Consider the following 20,258-nt stretch of genomic DNA (forward strand, 5'->3'; position numbering starts at 1 on the left):
TGCAAAATGAATTGCAATATAAGATTTTGGATCAAATGATGATTAGAAGAAAATTATTGAAATAACTTGAATTACTTTTTAATTAGCTGTAGCCTGGATCGAGACTACTTTTTCTAATTATTTTTTTGCTTTCTGCTCCTTTTTGTGGCCCTTTTTCTTTGTCCATCCAGACGATGGCCCCGGTAGGACATCTCTCAATTGGAATTCTTGTTTGATGATTTAGTGAATAATCAATCACAGGAATATTATCAATTATTTTGATCAAATTACCTGGAGCATCCATTTCACATTTACCACAAGCCGTGCAACCGACTTCGCAATCTTCGAGAACATCATCGCCATGTTCCAGGTTTTTACAAGCCACCCAAAGTCGTTCTGTTATGGAATGAAGTGAAAAAAGATCTTTCGGACATATTTCTACACAATCCCCACATGCGGTGCATTTATCTTCATCTACCACAGGGATGTTAAACTCATTCATTTGAATGGCATCAAAATCACAGACTCTTTCACAATCGGCCAAGCCCAAACAACCCCAAAAACATCCTTTTCCACCACCTGAAACCAATGATGCGGCCCTGCATGTTTCAATACCTGAATAATTAGCTTTATTTCTTGCTACATTAATTCCTCCCGCACAGGCCAGACGTGCAACCCGTTTATCTTCTAAGCCCAGATCGACCCCAAGAAATGAGGCGATTTTTTCTCTCCCTTCTTCACTACTTACAGTACACTTTCCGGGAAGCACCTCTTCTTTGACCAGTGCTTCTGCAAAAGGACGACAGCCTGGATAGCCACAGGCACCACAATTGGCATGAGGCAACATATCTTCTACCTGATCTATTCTAGGATCTTCGTAAACATAGAGCTTCTTATTTGCTATTATGAGCATGATTGCCAATAACAAGGTTAGTCCGCCTAAGGATAATATTGCTGTTAAAATGGTCAATTCATTAATAAATTATTTCTGCCCATTTTTTTCCTGCTATCAATTCTGCCTTTCGGGTCATCCACTTTTCTTTGGATCCCAAAATGTTTGAAAATGCCTTGTCCAAATTGTTTTTTACTTTTTCATAGCCTGCGATATAGACATAGGTATTCGTTGAACCCAATAATTTTTTAAGTTCTGCAGATTTGGATTCAAGTGTCACATCCAATTCTATTGGGTCTGACCAGTGTGGCCTAGGACTTAAAGCATGGAATGCTTTGAAAGTGGATTCGTCATAATAATTCTTAAGATCGCCATCTTTATCATTGAGGTAAAGTAGTTCCAGGCCACTATTAGCTCCATAAAAGAGGCGAATTTTTCCTTTCCAATCTTTTACATTTTTATAAATGTGTTTGATGAATGCACGGAATGGCGCTATACCGGTTCCCATTCCGATCAATATCAGATTGGCATTTTTATCATCCGGGACTGCAAAAGGGAGTTCAAAAGGCCCGGTGATTGTAATTTTATCACCTTCGCGTCGGTCACATAAAAAGTTGGATCCAATTCCGTCGTATTGTTCCCCGTTAAATTCATCAACATAAAAGCACCTTTTAACCAACATGGTAATTTGAGTCTTGCCATTCTTTGTTCCGGGTAAATCCGCTACGCTATATAAGCGATGATGAAGTGAGTTTCCAAATTCTCCTTTGGCAGGTACTAAAACCCCGAAACTCTGATCTATTTCACAATTAAAATCTTTTTCATTGACCTCGAGAAGTATTTCCCGCACTTCATCAGTTTCTTTTGGAGTGAGCCTTTTTGTTTTTTTTACAATTGCCTCAAACTGTTTGTCAATATTGTAATCCGAAAGATTTGCCATGATTTCTGCTTTAATTATTTCTATTGTTTTTTTCACAAATACTACCACAACCACAATTTCCACAAGAGTTGCGTCCTGCAAGGGCATCATCATCTACCACATGATCTTTAAAGGTGTTTTTCCAAATATTTTGAACAAAAACCCAGATTATCATCAAGAAAATTATGCCGAGTATGGCTACTGCATATGTGATTATTCTTTCCATTAATTTCCAAGTCCTGAAAACCCCATAAATGAAAGCGACAATATTCCTGCAATCATTAATGTGATAACCGTTCCTTTAACTACTTTAGGTACTTCCGCAAATTCCAGTTGTTCTCTTAATCCTGCTATCAGCAATAAAGCCAATGTAAATCCGGCACCCGCACCAAGTGCATAAACAATACTTTGGCCCAGGCCATAACCTTTACTTGTTTGAAATAGGGCCAGACCTAGGATTGCACAATTCGTGGTTATCAATGGAAGAAATATGCCTAAAGCTTTAAAGAGTGTCGGGCTCATTTTTTTAATAAACATTTCCACCAATTGCACAGTAGATGCAATGACAACAATATAGCTTATCAATTGTAAAAAGGGGGCATTAACCATGATTAAAAAACTATGTATTCCATAAGCACATAAGGAACTTATGAGCATCACGAAAGTCACCGCAGCACCCATTTTGCTGGCAGTTTCAACTTTTCCTGACACTCCAAGGAAAGGACAAATTCCAAGGAAATAAGCCAAAACGAAATTGTTGACCAGCGAAGCATTTATAAATACAGACCAAAGGGATTCGGTATTCATCTTAGTTGTTTTTTGATTGAATTAAATTGAACAGCAATAACCACAATGCAAGTGTGAAAAAACCACCTGCCGGAAGTATCATTACTATCCATTCCTGAAAATTATTACCAAAGAGATTGAGTCCGAAAAAAGATCCGTTGCCAAGAATTTCTCTTACCGCTCCCAGACTGAATAATGCAATGGTAAAACCAAGCCCCATTCCCAAAGCATCCAAAATGGACTTGCCTAATGTATTTTTTGAGGCAAAGGCTTCAGCGCGACTTAATATCAAGCAATTCACCACGATCAATGAAATAAATGCACCGAGGCTTTTATGTAAATCAACGCTAATAGCCTGAATAGTATAATCGGTAATGGTTACAAAAGTGGCAATGATGAGTATATAAGAAGCTATTCTTACCTGTTTAGGTATAAAATTCCGAAGTGCTGAAACCAAGATATTTGACATAAGAAGCACAAAGGCTGTCGCTAACCCCATGGCAAGCGCATTTAATGCCGTATTTGAAACTGCAAGCACAGGACACATTCCCAATACCTGAACAAAAACGGGATTGTCTTTCCAAATTCCTTTAATAAACTCATTTGTAGATGGAATTTGATGTTCTTTGGCAATATGATTTGAATCTTCTGTCATTATCTAAAATTCATCAGAATTAGCCTTAATTATCGGAAGCCAGTGATTTGCACTTTTATCCAAAATGTCACCAATTGCTCTCGAAGAAATCGTTGCACCTGTTATTCCATCTACTTCCCAGGAATTATTTTTTGTACCACTTTTTACAGTAACTATGGAGTGAATCAATTTTGAGTTTTCCTCATTCATTTTGACATCTAAGGCTATAAAATTTTGCCTGAAGTTTTCGTCTTTCTCAATTTTATCGCCGAGTCCCGGTGTTTCTTTACTTTCCAGCACGTACATGCCAATTATTGTTTGTTTTTTTGGTTCATATCCGTAAAGTATTCTAATGACATCGGCATAGCCCTGACCTTCGGCAGGTATGGCAAAGCCAATTAATTCATCACTGTCGTTATAACCGGCGTATAAAATAGGCCCATCGGATTTCTTTTCTTTAAGTTCAGCAAAGCTTCCATCTTTTAATTCAAAACTTTTAGTAGTTGTGATTCCGGGGATCACTTTAAATATTGCTTCCTGAAGGGCATTTTCTTTTAAAGTTTGTATTCTTGAAAATGTGGATTCGTAGGTCAATACAATTAAAAATGCACATACAGCGCCAATGCCCACCATTGCTCTGAGCATTTTAGTATTTGATTTTTTCGCTATTTGTTCTGTGTTGGACATTATTTTTTAATTGTGCCGTATACTCTGTTTTGAATCAATTTGTCAATCTGAGGTGATAATGCATTTCCCAATAATATAGCATACATAACACCCTCGGGTAATCCTCCCCAAACACGAATGATGAATACAAATCCGCCAATTATTATTCCGTAAATAACGACTCCAATGGAAGTGATTGGAGATCCTACCATATCGGTGGCCATAAAGATAGCACCTAACATCAGGCCACCTGAGAATAACATAAACAATGGATGCGGATAGCTGACATTATCAATCAGATAAAAAATGGAACTGAGAATAAACACTGTGCTAAGAATTGCAAGGGGAATTCTCCAGTTCATCATGTTTCTAAGTATTAAATAAATACCACCTAATATTATCAAAGCCGAACAGGTCTCACCAATTGATCCACTTATAAGGCCAAGAGCGAGGTCAGTTGTTTCAGTATTTACACCATCAAATTTGAATGCCGAGAGCGGGGTAGCCCCCGACTGAATATCTACTTCTGCTTTCATAAAAGGCAAAGTCAGTACTGAAGATGATATTTCAGTAAATCTGTTACCAAGAAAAGATGGATACCAGGTTGTAATAGCAACGGGAAAAGCAGCCTGCAATACAGCTCTTCCTACCAAAGCCGGATTAAAAACATTATATCCCAGGCCGCCAAAAAGAAATTTTCCAAGCGCTATGGCAATAACTCCACCCAGGAAAGTCATCCATAGAGGAAATATAGGTGGCAAAGTAAGACCCAAGAGAATACCAGTAATGGCTGCCGAGTTATCCCCAATAGTTGTCTCCTTATTTGAAAGTATGCATAATAAATGCTCTGTCAATACACAGGCAAAAACGGAGGTTATTATTACCAGAAATGCATTTATTCCAAAAGCAAAAACAGCAAAAAATACTACAGGCAGCATAGCATAAATCACATTTAACATGATTTTATCTGTGCTTATACCAAGTTTGATATGCGGAGATGTGCTAATATTTAGGGTTTTACTAAGCATGTTCCTTTAATTGCCTTTCGGTATTTCTTTTTCTTACAATGGCTTTTGAAAGCCTGAAATATTGAACCAATGGAATATTGGATGGACAAACATAGGAGCAGGATCCACATTCAAAACAGTCCATTAGGTTATAATTATTAGCCATTTCATCATAAGCTTCAAATTTTGCCAGAATTCCTAACCGTGAGGGATTAAGTAAAATCGGGCAGGCTTCAACACAAGCCGAACATTTAATGCAGGGATAAACTTTTTTTGATCGCTTTATATCTTTTTCTGAAAATGCGACTATTCCCGATGTCCCTTTTACTATAGAAATATCCAGGTTTGATACAGCGACCCCCATCATTGGGCCTCCCATATACACTTCACTTAAACTCTCATTGATACCGACTTCTTCTAAAACAAAGCGAAGTGGCGTACCTATAGGAATAAGATAATTTCCTTTCTTCTTAATTCCCGGACCTGTTATAGTAATAACTCTTTCCTGAATTCCTCTACCATGGGGCAAGAGTCGGCCGATTTCTGCGGTTGTAGCAATATTTACAACCACAACGCCAACTTCAATTGGTAAAGAACCTGATGGTACTTCTTTTCCTAAAATTGAAGTGATCAGCATTTTTTCAGAGCCCTGGGGATATTTTACAGGAACAACCTTAATTTCTAAATTCAGATCATTTGGAATTTTACTTTGCAAATGTTTTGCTGCATCTGTTTTATTGGCTTCAATTCCTATGATTGTATGTTTGGCACCCGTCGCTTTAAGTAAATACCTAATCCCCATAAAAATATCATCAGCTTGCTCAAGCATCACACGATGATCCGTGGTGAGGTATGGCTCGCATTCGATTCCATTAAGAATCAAATATTCACATTTCTTATCCTCAGGCACTTTGAGCTTTACATGGGTTGGAAATGCAGCGCCTCCCAATCCTACGATTCCCGCATCCTGAATTCCCTGTAGAACTTCTTCTGCTGTTGCAGTCTCTACATTAATAGGTTCTCCCTCAAGCACCTCCTGACCCGATGCGGGGTAGGGTTCAATATAAATCCCAGGAACCATTTTTCCGGATATGGTAGGAACATTTTTGATCTTTCTTATTTTACCGCTGACAGGCGAATGAAGAGGGACCGACATGTATCCGTTTTTTTCTGCAATCAATTGACCCCTTAAAATTTCCTGTCCTTCTTTAACAATTATTTTTGAAGGAGCGCCGATGTTTTGGACCGAAGGGAGAATAATTATGGGTGCAAAAGGAAACTGCCGAATTGCCAGACCATTTGTTTCACTTTTATTCTCCGGAGGATGGACCCCGTGTTTGAAGCTATGATTATTGAATTTTAGCAAGACTCAATTAAATTTTTCAGCCCTTTTAATCCATTTTTCCATGTCTTTTTCCGTCTTATCTTTTGGTAACCCGGGATGAATCACCTGAGCTGTACATTTTTCTGCCGCTTTTACAAGATCTGAATAAGGTCCTCCATCCGGATTCTTTATAAAGGCTTTTTTATCGCCATTGTACTCAAAAATGTTGGAATTGAGTTTGATACATTCATCACATGAGGTACATTCTTCCGTTTCTAACCAGGGAGCCATATATCCATTATCGGATTCTGAAGTAGAATTAGCCGGAGTATCAGTTTTTGAATCCAGCGGTTTTGACTCTGAAATTTCGATGGTATCTAAATCGGAAGTCTGCCCTCCTGCCAATTTCATAAGACCCTGAGATAATTTTGCAATAATTTCCCCTCTTATCTTTCCTTCGAGATCTTCAGGTTCTTCAACTTCTTTCAAGTTTATGCCGGCAATTGACCTGAGCATAATCCAAAAATCACGTCTTTCTTCACAGGATTCGACTATTCTTTTTGCAACTAAAACACGATTTAATTTTTGTTGTCTGTCTACTGCCCATATAAAAGGAAATTTACCTTCTCTTTCATCTTCAGACAATTCCAGAAATTCTGACAAAACAATCATATTGTCATTCCAGGTATCCCTTGGGGCTTTTCTGAAATGCTTTCTAAATCGCGCTTCTGTGATTGCAAAATCGGCAAATGTCATTGCTAAATCCATTGATTTTTCACGACCATTTTCAATGTATTTTAGCTTATAACTTGGCCAATTATCTTTCATTGCAGGATTTCCTGACAAATCAAATGCTTCTTCCGGCTTGATTCCAAGATCCGGATTGTATTTGAAAAGTGGATAAGCTCTTGATTCTACAGCGAGCTTAGCCTGATGTACACCAAGATCATCGGCTACACCGTGTTCCGGTTGGCAAGTAGTGTATAAATTAAATAAAGCCGGTCTTTTGGTATTGAGTCCATCGATGAAGCCTTCGATCATTTGACTTGTATTTGCCAATGTTGCCTGCAGTACGTAGGTATTTCTATGTGCCATAGCAATTAGACCAATTTCTTTCCTCGGTTCAGATTTACCCTGCCAGGCTTTTCCATATTGAGCCATATCCGAAACTTGCCCAATAAAACCTGAAGTACAAGCTTGTCCACCCGTATTGGAATACACCTGGGTATCGACAACAACAACCTTGATCGGTTTTCCGGAAGCCATCAATCTTGAAAGATTTTGAAAACCTATATCATACATGGCACCATCGCCACCCAGGGCTACAACCGGTGGACATAAGAGCCATTCTTCTTCGCTAAAGTTATTCCAATTGAAATAGGTGAAGAAATCATTGTGTTCACGAGGATTATATTTTCCCTGTAATTCCAATTCTGCTTTACGAATGGTTTTGAATCCTTCAGCCATTTTGGCCATATGACCTTCAAAAATACCCATAGCCATTGAGGTTGAATCCTGGAATAAATGGTTTGCCCATGGGAAAGGATAGGGATTGAAAGGGTATGTGCTACCCCATACAGAGGTACAACCCGTGGCATTGCTCATTCCCATTTTTGATCTCCCTTGACCGGTAACTCCATCCGTGTACTTCCATTTGAGCTGTTTTAATTTCGCAAGAATCTGACTTACATCATTTAACCATTCCTGATCTATTGGTTTTGAACCTTTTTCCTTTTCTATCTTTTCTGTAATTCCCGCTATGGTCAAATCGGAATCATGCACCTCTGAAATAATTTTAGAAATAGTAGCAGCATCGGTAATATTAACATCAGACATTAATTTATTCTGAATATGCTTTTCCAGATCTTCAATTAATTTTGAAATATGTGCTACATGTTTTTCTATCCGGGCTTGCATTAAAGATTCTACTGTGGCGATAAAAATATGGATCACTGATTTTTCAGAACATCCCAAACAGGCTCCATCTCCACTCGCGAAATTTAAGTAGGCATCTTTGTTTAATAGAATTGTTTCTAAAGGGCCTATTTTTTCATTCAGATCATCAATTCGATTGAATTTTTTTGGAGTATTTGGTAAATCTGTCCAGAAATCCCAATCTTTTCTCAAACGCGCTACAGTTCCCTCAGTCTGAATTATTGGTCTTAATGCATCGTCTTCGCAAACAGCAACACATTCCATACAGCCTTTGCAGGTATTTGGATTGATATTAATGCTGAATAAACCTCCACTATTTGCTTCTTTCTTTTCGTGCAAATCATAGTAAGGTCTGGTTAAAGCGAATTGAAAATCGCCGAGTTCTTCTCTAAACCATTCCATTTCTTCAGCCAGACCATTGCTGTTGTTTGATTCTTTCAGCACGTCATCGATGGCATCGTTGATCAAATTATTTACTGTAGCCCCCTCATGCGCTTCATTGAAAAGTTTTCTTGTTTTGCTTTCAATTTGCCTTATCGATTTTGGTAAATACTCAAGCTTCGCATGATCCTTTTTTACTCTTTTTAATACGGTATCCATTACATCTGAAAGTTCACTCACCAATCCGGGAATGGCCGTGTCAGGACATACTGTATAACAATCACCACAGGCTGTACAATTATTGGCTATCCATTCCGGATGTTCAAAACGAATCCCTGTCATGTCTCTGAAAAGAGAAGTGGTCGCCGGCATCAAACTCAAACCTATGAATGGATCAGTCAGGTTATCATTTCCCATGCCCTGCAAGTAAAAATTGCCTGTTTGTTCCCAAAAGCGATGAATATCACTGAGTTTAGATTGACTTTGGGGAAGTTCTTTTAGCATCCTTGGCAATTCTAAGGTCTCCTGAACTTTTGCGAGCTCGACAGTTTTATCTTTTACCACTTTTTCAGTGATTTCATGTATCTCATCAAAGCCTCTCTTGACCACACGCATATTGTCATCGACCACGCGTTGTCCTTTTCCGCCAAACTTATGCTGGAGTTGATCCTCAATTGCTTTGAGAAGAGTTTCATCGGTCAAACCGGCATTTTTCATAATAGGTGAAGCGGCAAAAAATGCACCCTGGAATGCAATTCCCTGCATTCTTAGTTGCAATTCGGGATCGCTGGCTTCTTCTCTGGCAATTTTAAATCCATCGATATAAAAAATATGGATATCATTATCGACGATAATTTTTTGATATTGTTTTGGAATGTCATTCCAAACTTCTTCAGGTTTCTTTTTGTCACTTTGAATGATGAAGCAGCCACCTTTTTTTAATCCTGCCAGTGCATTGGTATGTTTAAAAACGTTAGGATCTGGTGATAATACTACATCGACAAAAAAGTATTCGCAATTAATTCTTATTGGCTCAGGTGCAGCTGCCAAATAGTAGGTAGTTGGCTGACCTTTTTTTTCAGAACCGTATTTAGGATTGGCTTTTATATCATATCCTAAAAGCTCAAAAAGGGTCATTGCAAGATTCTTCCCGGTGGTTATGGCACCCCATCCACCAATTGAGTGAAATCTCACTGTTACAGCATTTTTAGGCATCAAATTTGGATTCTCAGAACCGCGAATTGACAATTCTTTGACCTTGGGATAGGCATCCTGAATGTTTTCCTGATAGGCTCTTTGTTTTGGTGTAAAGGCAGTTTCTCTTACAAAATCAATGGATAAATAGAATTGTTTTTTATGTTTTCCAGTCGGGAGCATATTTTCTATGGCTCCAATTAGACCTTCTGGTTGTAAATCGCGGCTTCCCATTCCAAATGAGCCCGAATAAAGTGCAGGAGATTCACCATTTTTATAAATAGCGAGTTCTGGGAAAGGAGGATTTTTAGGATTTTGACCGTTCTCAATGCATTTTGCGATGGTAGCTCGCGTTTCGCGCATTATAGGCGAATCAACCGCCAAAGGTTGATCCAGTCGTTCTAGAATTGTAACTCCTTTTTTACCTTTTAAAATTTTACTGATCAGGTCGGCGGGGAAGGGTCTGAACATCACGAGATCTACAACACCAACTTTGATTTTTTTGGTTGTTCTCAAATAATCGACAACTGCTTCTGCACTTGGAATTACACTTCCCTGGCCTAAAATAAGATAATCTGCATCTTCTGCCTTATAGGTCATGACCCTCTCGTATTTTCGACCTGTAAGCTCATAGAATTCATCAAAAGCCTGATCCGTTAATTCTTTGATATGATCAAAAAAGAAAGGCCTTTGAGCAGCAACACTCTGCATATAAGAATCCTGATTTTGAACGATTCCCGCCATTACCGGATTATCTACATCCCATAATTCCGGAATTCTTCTCCTGTTTTCACCATAAATTATTTTTTGAGCCGGAGTAGGCGTTTTTATAATATCATCGGGTTTTCCGAGATACTCTTTTATTAATTCTCTTTCGGGAAGATCAAGGGATTCAATTAAATGCGTAGTTAAAAATCCATCCTGAGCAATTATTCCCGGTGTCAGCGCTAATTCTGCAATTTTATGAGCGATGATATTTAAATCAGCAACATGTTGTGCTTTCTTGGCAAAAAGTTGGAAAAAACCGGTATCGTCCACAGCGTGATAATCATCATGACCGGCATGAACGTTGAGCGTTGATTTGGTCATGGCCCTGGCACCGATATTTAACACATAGGTCAATCTCTTTCCAACTGCGGCATACAAGGATTCATGCATATATGCAATGCCCTGACCACTGGAAAAATTTGAAGCGCGAAGGCCAGTCATAGAGAGTCCTGCTGTAACGGCCGCCGCCGCATGTTCACCTTCAGGCTCTATAAAAATTAATGGTCTATCTGAAATATTCAAATGTCCTTTAGCTGCTTCTTCAGCCCAGTATTCACCCATTTGTGTGGAAGGTGTAATAGGGTAGGCTCCGGCTGCATCGGAAGATTCTCGTTCACACATAATGGCAGCGGTATTGCCATCCATGGCTACTCTATTGCCCGGGTATTTAAATGTTTTTTTACTTCCCATGATTTAGGTAATTATTAAATTTTTTTATTGCGGTTTGACTTTGGAAAAGCTTATCTTTCTTTGATTGATCGATCAAAACAGAATAGAAATGTCCCTTCAAAATGGCCAGTTGGATGTTATCTTGGTTCATTTGTATACCTTCATCACCAAATCTTTTGTCTGTTGAGTCAAGTCGACAAATTCATTTACTTTATCTAAACTCATCCAGACTTCATCCGTCACATTGGCATTGAATTGAGGCTCCAGCTTGAGATCATTAAATCTTGAATCGGTTTCCCTGCATTTTGCAAGAACAGAGGCTAGATTTGCGTTCTCTTCAATTTCTACTCTTTTATGAAGAAGATAACTTTTTAAATACAGTATTGAGGCTTTATAGAGTGTATGGCAAACAACATAAGTTACTACATCTTCTTCCGGCTTGCATAAATGCTCATTTGCGGAATCAAACAATTCATTGGCCTGATCCCATGCGCTTTTTACTTTTTGATCGATCATTATTTATCTCTTTTAATTGAAAATTCTAAGGAATTTCATCCTCGTGAACATCCAAACTATTTAAATTGATAAGAGACTGTTATGAGAAGGGTCAAGTGTGAAAATGATTTAAATCAAAGTGTGTCAATAATAACAGGGAATAATGCAAGTCGGAAATATAAATGTCATTAAGTCTGCTGTAGTGAATACAACTTTCAGATTGACTTAAATTTGTAGTAAGATATTGTACACCGGAGGCTAGAAAAAAACAAAAAACCTCTTCTTATTTTGAAAGTATGTCAACAAGATGATGATTTTTTCCAGCCATTTCCCAATGTCCAAGTGCAATTGGTATACATCCCATTGAATTCAATTCATCCATGAATTCTTTTAATTCAAACTGTTCAGATTGCTCTTCTTTCATTTTTGCATAATCGGCCATAGCTGCCTCTAGAAGATATTTACCAGTGATATAGCTGGTGCCATACCCCGGTTGCCTCATGTACAAATGCTGCTCAAAAATCAATAAATTTTCATCGGTTCTTACCCAGCCCCGAGGCGTGTATTCCGAATGAATTTTACCTGCTTCTTTCATGGTCATAATGTTGGCATGAGCATAAAGAGAACCTAATCCTCTGGCGGCTCTTTGCGCGATCATGATATACACTATTTCACGGCTCCTGGGATTATCTTCATAAAGTCCGGCTTGCATAAACATCTCTTCAACAGCCGTTGCCGTACCTTCATTTCTCGAATCAAAAATATTGTAGAGCAGCGCATTTTTTCGAATGATATTTTCATGTGGTTCATTATCCATTCGGGCCAATTCAAACCAATGGTAGAAATGGGAATACAATGGCCTTGGATCGATGTGCAGGCCAATGTGAAAGAAATGGCGCTCTTCTCTGGGAACAAATGATCCCAAATGTTTGCGCAAAGCAGGTTCCCAATACTCTTTAACTGTAACAATATCCTGATTTTTAAGGAAGTCCATAATGCTTTTTGCTGCCTTTTCGGTGAGGGTATCAAATGCCAATTGAGAGTTGGCATCCTGTTGAACTGCGAGATTTCTATTGCGATGTTCCTCCAGTTTTAAGGATGACCATGCCCTTGCCAGTTCTCTTTTTAATAGCAACACTTCATCTTCCCAGGTCATAGGTATCAGGTGAACATTTTGCTGATACCAGGTATAATTTTCTTTACCGATGCCAGATGGACCGGTTTTAAATTTTGCCTGTATTTTTAACCAATTGCAAAATTTATCTGAAGATATTGCGGCAATTTCAATATGCTCTAATATTTCTTGATCCTCAGCTATACCGGGATAATCAATAATCCTTTCAAGATTTTTTCTTTGGCCTTCAATATGCCTTATTCCGGCGAGCCATAGCTCTTTGGCGTTTCCTGTAAGATTTAATTGGGCCTGCTCGTTTAAAGGCGGTATTACTTTTAGATCACTTATCAACTGTAATCTGTCCAGTGAATCCAAAGGGAACTTATAATTCCAAACTTCGCAGGTGCGATGGTGCGTTGGTCCTTCATGGGCCGGAACATCACTTCTGTAGTGATAAACCGATCTGTAAAATGATGGATCTCTTTCCCAGGGTTTTAAAATGCCTTGATTGAAATCATAACCGTTCATTTCTGCCCAAATAATATACCAATCAACCTTTTGTGCTACAGTCCAATTGCTGGTGTCTATTTGAAGCAAAGTTTTTTGAATACGTTCGAAATCGGGCCGTCTTTTTTCAAAGGTCTCTTTTCTATAGTCGGGCGCACCCTTGTACATTGGTGGTGTTTCAAATTTCCGCCATTCTATAAAAAGATCGCTTAATGACTTGGATTCAATATCAACTTTTCCCTGTTTACTATTAGTTGCTGCAATTGAACGAGCAGACATGACTGTTAATAATAAATAAAAGATTATGATATAAAAGGGTAAACTAAATTTTAGGGCTGGACGCAAAACAGTAAAATTGTTTTTTAACGATTATCTGGATTTGAACTTTTATATTTTATTTATCGGATTTGGCAGGATATTTTTTTATCCATTTTTTTTGATCTGGAATAAAAGAGACTATTTTTTGAATAGATATCTTTTGCTGTTGTCACCACCGCAGGAATTTTCAAGTATCCATCCTTCGGAGTACAACTGATTAAATTTTTTCGTGATTATCGCACCATTTTTTTCTATGCTTTCTTTACCCACCAATCCGTTTAATGAAATGATTTCTGACTTGCCATTGGGGTAACTTAAATAAATACCGGAAACATCCATTCCACCATCAAATGAAAAAATTACTTCAACGACGAGGATTTCAAAATCTTTCTGAGATTTTTGCCCATAACTGTCAAGACTTGTTGACAGAATTAAAGCGAATAGCAAAAATAAAACATAAGGTCTTAAAGCTGATTTCATAATCTTATTTTTTGAGGAGCTGATAAATCTGCATTTTTACATCTCAATATACAAGATATTCGTAATATTATGAACTGACTGAAATTAGCTCAGGTTATCAATTGCAAGATTAAAAACAATAATCGTTCTTATTTCGGAATTTATCTTTGGAATTACACCAACTCCTTATGAAGAATAAAGCTCTAATAACTTTATTATTTCTTTCAATCCTGGTCTTGTTTAACTCAGGCAAGCCCGAATTCACTGATCAAAAAGATCAGATACTCCTTAAATTAGTTTACAATAGTTTAAATGCTAACCACTACCAACCCAGAGATGTTAATGACAACTATTCAGAAGACGTTTTCGACTTATACCTCAAAAGGTTAGATTATAGTAAAAGATTTTTTCTAGAGGAGGATATAGACAAGCTGAAATCATTCAGAACGGACATTGATGATGAAATCAAATCTTCGGAATACAAATTTCTCGACCTTTCCATAGAACTGTTGAATAAAAGAATTGATGAGGCAAAAAGTTATTATGAAGTAGCATTAAAAAAGCCTTTTGATTATTCCCAGAATGAAAATTTTGAGACCGACTCAGACAAACGCTCCTATGCTAAAACCAAAAAAGAATTAAAGGAAAGATGGTTTTACAGTATGAAATACGAAACACTCATTCGTCTTAATTCCACTTTCACAAGTAACGAAGATAAAGTCAAAGAAGAACAGAAAAGCTTTGCTGAATTGGAAGAAAAGGCCAGAAAAAAGGTTTTGGACAACACGGAAAAATGGTTTGATCGCCTGGCTAAGCAAGAGCGGGAGGATTGGATTTCATTATATATAAATACGCTGGCCAATGTTTATGATCCACATACCGGGTATTTCCCGCCAAAAGATAAGGAGGATTTTGACATCGAAATGTCCGGGCGATTTGAAGGAATTGGAGCACGCCTTATGCAAAAAGACGATTACATAGAAATCACTGAAATTATTCCGGGCAGCGCAAGCTGGAAACAAGGCGAATTAGAGGCCGGTGATTTGATCCTGGAAGTTGGCTCGGGTGATGAATTAATCGATGTGGTAGGAATGAGGGTGGATCATGCTGTAAAATATATACGCGGGCCTAAAGGCACTGAGGTTCGTCTTACGGTCAAGAAAAAAGACGGAGTCATAAAAATTATTCCGATTATTCGAGATGTTGTTGAACTTGAACAAACCTATGCTCGCTCAAGCGTATTAAAAAATCCTCAGGTGGAAAATGGGGTAGGCTATGTTTATTTGCCAAAATTCTATGCAAATTTTAATAGCGAAGATGGCCGAACTTCTTCGGGAGATGTTAAGGCAGAAATAGAAAAACTAAAAAAAGAAAACGTATCAGGAATAATCATTGACCTGAGAAATAATGGTGGTGGCTCATTACAGGACGTTGTTAAGATTGCAGGACTATTTATTGAAAGCGGACCTATTGTTCAGGTTAAAGCCAGAAACCGGCCCCCATATATATTGAGAGATACAGATCCTGAGGTAGTTTATGATGGGCCATTGGTAATAATGACCAACTTTTTTAGTGCATCTGCCTCTGAAATTCTGGCAGCTGCAATGCAGGATTATCACAGAGGTATTGTAATTGGAAGCGAATCGACTTTCGGCAAAGGAACCGTTCAAAGTTTTGTTGATCTCGACCGCTATGTAAATGTTTTGAGAAATAAAGATGAATCAGATGACTTTCCGTCATTGGGGTCTATAAAAATGACCTTTCAGAAATTTTATAGAATTGATGGTCGGTCTACACAATTAAGAGGGGTAAGGCCTGACATAATTCTACCGGATACTTATGAAAAAATTGACCTGGGTGAAAAGGAACAGGATTTTGCTTTGGCCTGGGATGAAATTCCTCAGTCCGATTATGAAACAGCATTTCCCGAAGCGTTTATGGATAAATTGAGTCTTGCTAAACAAAAAAGCAATTCAAGGATCGATACAAGTACTGTTTTTAAAATAATCCACGAAAATGCCTTAAGACTCAAAAAACAAAGAGAAGAGACACTAATTTCCCTGAACTTTGATAAATATCGTGCATTTCAAGAAAAGAGAAAAGAAGAGAATAAATCGATTGAAAAAACTAAATCGAAAATAAAAACACTTCAAATACTCCCAATAGAAGAGGATAAATTATTGATGGAACAGGACTCTGTTTTCAGTGCAAAAAGAGAAAAATGGTTTAATAATCTTAAAAAGGACTATTACGTCAATGAAGCTGTTAATGTGATTGGTGATATAAACAGTGTCAATTAATCTTTGGCAATGGTTTTTCCTGCGGCTGTCCAGGCTCTAATTCCTCCCTTTAAATCTATAATCTGGGTGAATCCCAGTTTGCTTAATTTATCCGAAGCATTAGCGCTTCTTCCTCCGGATGCGCAATACAGCATTACCGGTTTAGATTTATCGAGTTGTAGCATTCTTGTTTCAAAATCCGAATCGTAGAAATTTATATTCTCTGAACCCAAAATGTGACCCTGATTATATTCTTTTGGCGTTCTGATATCGACAAGTTGAACATTTTCAATTTCAGAAATACTTGCTTCATATTGTTTTGGGTCAAGTACTTTAATATTCTGGCCATTGACCTGGCAGGAAAAGCTATTTACTATTACTAGGATTGTAATAAATGTTAGATGCTTCATTTTGATATTTAGTTTGATCTACAAACATAGTTGGTATTTTTTGAGTTCTTATCCTGTAAAATTTTATTCCTTTGCCATCTAAATTGAGGTCATCCTGAAAAATTTTTTCTCCAAAGAGAGAATTCTCTTACTCATTCTTGCGTCTTCACAGTTCACCCATATTATGGACTTCATGATAATGATGCCATTAGGGCCTCAACTTATGCGAATTTTTGGAATTTCTCCGGGAGAATTTTCCTTACTGGTTTCCGCTTACACCTTTAGTGCAGGTATTATTGGATTTGTGGCTACTTTTTTTCTCGATCGATTTGATCGCAGGTCAGCCATATTATTCATTTATGCAGGCTTCATAATCGGAACTATGGCCTGTGCATTTTCACCGAATTATTTGATTTTGCTAATGTGTCGCTCGCTCACCGGTGCCTTTGGCGGGATTTTGGGAGCTCTGGTCTTATCCATTGTCGGAGATGCGATTCCACATGAAAGAAGAGGAGCAGCCATAGGAACCGTCATGGCAGCATTCTCCGCCGCCTCTGTGTTTGGTGTTCCTTTTGGTCTTTACCTGGCGAGCATATTCAATTGGCATAGCCCATTTATATTCCTCGGTATCGCCGGAGTATTAATATGGATACTTTTGTTCAGGATAATGCCTGTAATGCGGGATCATTTAGAAGAGAAAAGCGAAAGAAAAGGGCCACTAACTATTATTCTTGATTTCGCTAAGGACAAAAATGTAATCAATGCCTTATTATTTACAATTTGTCTCATTATGGGGCAGTTTTCTGTAATTCCTTTTATCAGTCCATATATGGTTAAGAATGTTGGATTTACAGAGATACAATTATCTTATATCTACCTGATAGGAGGGGGTTTGACCTTCTTTTCATCTCCATTGATCGGTAAACTGGCAGATAGATATGGCAAAATAAATGTGTTTACAACATTTGGTGTTCTGGCAATTATACCCATCCTTTTTACTACACATTTACCTCCGGTTTCTATATTCCTCGCATTGCTGGTTACATCCTCATTTTTTGTCATTGTTTCGGGAAGAATGATTCCTGCCACTACCATGGTTACTTCTGTAGTACTTCCCAGAAAGAGGGGTAGTTTTATGAGTTTGAGAACTGCTGTTCTTCAAATGACTTCGGGAACGGCCAGCCTCATCGCCGGTTTGATTATTATTGAATCTGAAAACGGTGAATTGCTCAATTATGACTATGTAGGCTATTTTGCAGTCTTTTTTAGTTTGATAGCCCTTTATTTTGGAAGAAAGCTAAAAGTTGCTGATTAATAAATCACTTTTATTTTTTTGGGCAGTATTTTAATATTTAATGAACCGTTCATTTCGTAGGGGTCACCATCAAGATGTACGGGTCCGGGATTTCTATCTATACTGATTTCTGAAAGAGTTAGCGTTTCAAGATATTTCGATTTATCTAAACTTTTGGTAAACAATCTGAATGCGATTGGTAAAGCCATTATCAATGGAAAAGGCTTCATTATACAAATATTTAATTTTCCATCTTTCACACTTGCCTGAGGAGCAATAAAAGCATTATTCCCATATTGAGATGCATTTGCAAATGTGATCATATAAGCTTCTTTTTCAATTACTGAATGGCCAAATTTAAGTCGGTATATTTCCGGAGTATAATTAAATACACGATTAATTACCTTCTTAACATAGCCCCAGAACCCTGTTGAATCTCTTTTTGCAAATTCTTTACCAATTAATGCATCGAACCCAACACCAGCAGTGCATAAAAAATAATTGCCATTTACTGAAGCGACATCTATTTGTTTAACCTCAGAAATTAAAAGTCTTTTAATGGCCTTTTTTTTATCAAGAGGAATTTTTAAATGCCTGGCCAATCCATTACCCGAACCTGAAGGAATAATTCCTAATACCTTATCTTTTCTCAACACTAATTCTGCCAAAAAATTAATTGTTCCGTCTCCACCAACTGCAACCAATACTTCAGCTTCCGATAAATTAATATCTCTTATCAGTTGGTCTTTTTCATTGGCTTCTTTCCAAACCAAGTATTCGAAATGATAATCTTTAGGTTTAATTTGTTCTAGAATTTCAATACAATTTGACTTTGCAGAACCTGAAACCGGATTGATCAGAAATAATATATGTTTGAAATTATTCATTGATAACTCTATTGATCAATCTTAAAATTTTAGAATCAGCCTGATTGGCCCAATTCTTAAAAATATTCATTGACCTGGCTCCATCCTTTAGGTAATCCATTAATTTATCTATATCGAAGTGATCAGAATAAACACCTGCTCCGGCTTTGTACGCATCTCTTGAATTAACGAATTGCTCATAATGCCCTTCAACAGGAACCATTAATACAGGTTTATTTAGAAACATGGCTTCGCATACCGATTCAAAACCTGCTGTACTAACCAATGCCATACACCCAGACATCATATTTAAAAATTTTTCACCATTGAGTTGGTGATAGGTCAGGGTTTCATCAAATATTAATTCTTCCTCGACATCAGGATCATCGCTAAAACAATGAATCGCTATGCTTTTATTTTTTGCATGCCATTCCTCTATACTAGATTTATAACCTTTGTTCAACAAGTAGACCAGAATATAATCTCCATGGCGCACTTCTAAACTTTTTATTTCAGGTCTTAGTAATGGAGGAATAACAAATACATTATTTTTTCTATCATCTTCCATTTCATAAAATGAAAGGCCAAGTTTCGCCGAACTTTTGTAAGAAGTTAATGCGGAGAAGAATTGAAGTGATTTCCTTTCCAGGCGAAAGCCATTTGGCATTTTAAATCCCGAGTGTAATGTCAAATATTGATGTGCAATACAAATAGTTTTGAATGTTGGATTAAAGAACCTGTTATAAAGTCCAATGAGAGGTTCATAAAAATTAATGACAATATCCGGTCGGTATCTTTTTATGATTAAATCAATTTCTTTGAGACTGCCATAAAACTTTGGCAAAAGGCTTAGATTGAATGTTATTGATCGCCTTATGTCCAGACCTTTGTTTTGAGCATCCGTAATAAAATTGGGACTGCGAATTTCAAATATTTCGACTTCCAGTCCATCACGAACAAAGTTGGGTATTTTTCTTCTTGAACTTTTGCCTATGATTGCTCCAACCAGTTCAAATTTACCATTGTTAAGAATTTCTTTTAGGGCCAGTGATTGAGTCATATGCCCTCTGCCTTCTCCTTGAATTGCAAAAAGCACTCTTTTTTTCATCAGACTTGATCTTCAAGCTTTTTCAAAATTCCTTTCATTTCATTTTCTCCCAGATGAAATACTTCACCTTTATTGGTTTTTACACCAATGACTTTTCTTTTGAGATTTGAATTTTCAAATGCTTCAATTGCTTCCAGAACTGAAGCGTCTTCACTAAAGGTATGGATTAACTTAAAAGGGCTGGGATTAATGCAAAGACCTTTTATCAGGTCTTTTAAATGTAATTTTTCCAAATTGAGATTGGACTTCACAGGTCTAAAATAAACAAAGCCGCT

18 protein-coding genes are annotated in these 20,258 nt (G+C 37.5%); 2 read left to right on the forward strand and 16 right to left on the reverse strand.

Going from position 1 to position 20,258, the window contains the following annotated elements; all coding sequences use genetic code 11:
- Window positions 1–82: 82 nt before the first annotated feature.
- From HZR84_11220 to HZR84_11275, 12 genes are all read right to left on the reverse strand, one after another.
- Entirely contained in the window at window positions 83–949 is an 867-nt protein-coding gene (locus HZR84_11220; protein ID QNL22487.1) for an RnfABCDGE type electron transport complex subunit B, read from the reverse strand.
- A gap of 4 nt (window positions 950–953) precedes the next feature.
- Window positions 954–1,811 carry a ferredoxin-NADP reductase gene (locus HZR84_11225; protein ID QNL23246.1) on the reverse strand — a complete coding sequence of 286 codons (858 nt, stop codon included), beginning with the start codon at window positions 1,809–1,811 and terminating at the stop codon, window positions 954–956.
- 10 nt (window positions 1,812–1,821) lie between these two features.
- Window positions 1,822–2,016 (reverse strand): hypothetical protein, encoded by a 195-nt coding sequence (locus HZR84_11230; GenBank protein ID QNL22488.1) that lies wholly within the window; start codon window positions 2,014–2,016, stop codon window positions 1,822–1,824.
- Window positions 2,016–2,597, reverse strand: coding sequence for an RnfABCDGE type electron transport complex subunit A (locus HZR84_11235; protein ID QNL22489.1), 582 nt, complete (start codon window positions 2,595–2,597; stop codon window positions 2,016–2,018). Before HZR84_11235 ends, HZR84_11230 begins: the two co-directional genes overlap by 1 nt.
- Window position 2,598: 1 nt before the next feature.
- Window positions 2,599–3,231: an electron transport complex subunit E gene (locus HZR84_11240; GenBank protein ID QNL22490.1), complete on the reverse strand. Its 633-nt coding sequence runs from the start codon at window positions 3,229–3,231 to the stop codon at window positions 2,599–2,601.
- A gap of 3 nt (window positions 3,232–3,234) precedes the next feature.
- Window positions 3,235–3,897, reverse strand: coding sequence for an FMN-binding protein (locus tag HZR84_11245; protein QNL22491.1), 663 nt, complete (start codon window positions 3,895–3,897; stop codon window positions 3,235–3,237).
- Entirely contained in the window at window positions 3,897–4,904 is a 1,008-nt protein-coding gene (locus HZR84_11250) for an RnfABCDGE type electron transport complex subunit D (GenBank protein ID QNL22492.1), read from the reverse strand. Before HZR84_11250 ends, HZR84_11245 begins: the two co-directional genes overlap by 1 nt.
- Window positions 4,897–6,249 carry an electron transport complex subunit RsxC gene (gene rsxC / locus HZR84_11255; GenBank protein QNL22493.1) on the reverse strand — a complete coding sequence of 451 codons (1,353 nt, stop codon included), beginning with the start codon at window positions 6,247–6,249 and terminating at the stop codon, window positions 4,897–4,899. Before rsxC ends, HZR84_11250 begins: the two co-directional genes overlap by 8 nt.
- A 3-nt stretch (window positions 6,250–6,252) precedes the next feature.
- The gene (locus HZR84_11260; GenBank protein ID QNL23247.1) at window positions 6,253–11,130 is read right to left on the reverse strand and encodes a 2-oxoacid:acceptor oxidoreductase family protein; all 4,878 of its coding nucleotides are present in this window, start codon (window positions 11,128–11,130) and stop codon (window positions 6,253–6,255) included.
- Window positions 11,131–11,301: 171 nt separating this feature from the next.
- Window positions 11,302–11,670 (reverse strand): hypothetical protein, encoded by a 369-nt coding sequence (locus tag HZR84_11265; protein QNL22494.1) that lies wholly within the window; start codon window positions 11,668–11,670, stop codon window positions 11,302–11,304.
- Between the two features lie 262 nt (window positions 11,671–11,932).
- A complete protein-coding gene (locus HZR84_11270) occupies window positions 11,933–13,438 on the reverse strand; it encodes a hypothetical protein (protein QNL23248.1) in 1,506 nt (501 codons plus the stop codon).
- Window positions 13,439–13,726: 288 nt separating this feature from the next.
- Window positions 13,727–14,068 (reverse strand): hypothetical protein, encoded by a 342-nt coding sequence (locus tag HZR84_11275; protein QNL22495.1) that lies wholly within the window; start codon window positions 14,066–14,068, stop codon window positions 13,727–13,729.
- Between the two features lie 167 nt (window positions 14,069–14,235).
- Here HZR84_11275 and HZR84_11280 point away from each other — a divergent pair, with 167 nt between their 5' ends.
- Window positions 14,236–16,347: a carboxy terminal-processing peptidase gene (locus HZR84_11280; GenBank protein QNL22496.1), complete on the forward strand. Its 2,112-nt coding sequence runs from the start codon at window positions 14,236–14,238 to the stop codon at window positions 16,345–16,347.
- Here the strand turns inward: HZR84_11280 and HZR84_11285 are convergent.
- On the reverse strand, window positions 16,344–16,736 hold the full coding sequence (locus HZR84_11285; protein ID QNL22497.1) for a rhodanese-like domain-containing protein: 393 nt from the start codon (window positions 16,734–16,736) through the stop codon (window positions 16,344–16,346). The genes HZR84_11280 and HZR84_11285 overlap by 4 nt on opposite strands.
- 163 nt (window positions 16,737–16,899) lie before the next feature.
- Between HZR84_11285 and HZR84_11290 the strand changes: the two genes are divergently transcribed.
- The gene (locus tag HZR84_11290) at window positions 16,900–18,030 is read left to right on the forward strand and encodes an MFS transporter (protein ID QNL22498.1); all 1,131 of its coding nucleotides are present in this window, start codon (window positions 16,900–16,902) and stop codon (window positions 18,028–18,030) included.
- On the opposite strand, the gene HZR84_11295 is transcribed toward HZR84_11290, so the two are convergent.
- The 3 genes from HZR84_11295 to HZR84_11305 are packed head-to-tail and all read right to left on the reverse strand — an operon-like array spanning window position 18,027 to window position 20,234.
- Window positions 18,027–18,896: a diacylglycerol kinase family lipid kinase gene (locus HZR84_11295; protein ID QNL22499.1), complete on the reverse strand. Its 870-nt coding sequence runs from the start codon at window positions 18,894–18,896 to the stop codon at window positions 18,027–18,029. The two genes, HZR84_11290 and HZR84_11295, sit on opposite strands and share 4 nt — an antisense overlap.
- Window positions 18,889–19,983, reverse strand: coding sequence for a glycosyl transferase (locus HZR84_11300; protein QNL22500.1), 1,095 nt, complete (start codon window positions 19,981–19,983; stop codon window positions 18,889–18,891). Before HZR84_11300 ends, HZR84_11295 begins: the two co-directional genes overlap by 8 nt.
- Window positions 19,983–20,234, reverse strand: a complete 252-nt coding sequence (locus HZR84_11305; GenBank protein ID QNL22501.1) for a hypothetical protein — start codon at window positions 20,232–20,234, stop codon at window positions 19,983–19,985. Before HZR84_11305 ends, HZR84_11300 begins: the two co-directional genes overlap by 1 nt.
- Between the last annotated feature and the right edge of the window lie 24 nt (window positions 20,235–20,258).

The sequence above is a fragment of the Hyphobacterium sp. CCMP332 genome, assembly GCA_014323545.1.
Lineage (GTDB): Bacteria > Bacteroidota > Bacteroidia > Cytophagales > CCMP332 > CCMP332.

Excerpts from the sequence above, each read along its gene's own strand:
- HZR84_11225 (QNL23246.1), bottom strand. The coding sequence starts at position 1,811 with ATGGCAAATCTTTCGGATTACAATATTGACAAACAGTTTGAGGCAATT.
- HZR84_11230 (QNL22488.1), bottom strand. The coding sequence starts at position 2,016 with ATGGAAAGAATAATCACATATGCAGTAGCCATACTCGGCATAATTTTC.
- HZR84_11235 (QNL22489.1), bottom strand. The coding sequence starts at position 2,597 with ATGAATACCGAATCCCTTTGGTCTGTATTTATAAATGCTTCGCTGGTC.
- HZR84_11240 (QNL22490.1), bottom strand. The coding sequence starts at position 3,231 with ATGACAGAAGATTCAAATCATATTGCCAAAGAACATCAAATTCCATCT.
- HZR84_11245 (QNL22491.1), bottom strand. The coding sequence starts at position 3,897 with ATGTCCAACACAGAACAAATAGCGAAAAAATCAAATACTAAAATGCTC.
- HZR84_11250 (QNL22492.1), bottom strand. The coding sequence starts at position 4,904 with ATGCTTAGTAAAACCCTAAATATTAGCACATCTCCGCATATCAAACTT.
- HZR84_11260 (QNL23247.1), bottom strand. The coding sequence starts at position 11,130 with ATGGATGGCAATACCGCTGCCATTATGTGTGAACGAGAATCTTCCGAT.
- HZR84_11265 (QNL22494.1), bottom strand. The coding sequence starts at position 11,670 with ATGATCGATCAAAAAGTAAAAAGCGCATGGGATCAGGCCAATGAATTG.
- HZR84_11270 (QNL23248.1), bottom strand. The coding sequence starts at position 13,438 with ATGTACAAGGGTGCGCCCGACTATAGAAAAGAGACCTTTGAAAAAAGA.
- HZR84_11275 (QNL22495.1), bottom strand. The coding sequence starts at position 14,068 with ATGAAATCAGCTTTAAGACCTTATGTTTTATTTTTGCTATTCGCTTTA.
- HZR84_11280 (QNL22496.1), top strand. The coding sequence starts at position 14,236 with ATGAAGAATAAAGCTCTAATAACTTTATTATTTCTTTCAATCCTGGTC.
- HZR84_11285 (QNL22497.1), bottom strand. The coding sequence starts at position 16,736 with ATGAAGCATCTAACATTTATTACAATCCTAGTAATAGTAAATAGCTTT.
- HZR84_11290 (QNL22498.1), top strand. The coding sequence starts at position 16,900 with ATGGACTTCATGATAATGATGCCATTAGGGCCTCAACTTATGCGAATT.
- HZR84_11295 (QNL22499.1), bottom strand. The coding sequence starts at position 18,896 with ATGAATAATTTCAAACATATATTATTTCTGATCAATCCGGTTTCAGGT.
- HZR84_11300 (QNL22500.1), bottom strand. The coding sequence starts at position 19,983 with ATGAAAAAAAGAGTGCTTTTTGCAATTCAAGGAGAAGGCAGAGGGCAT.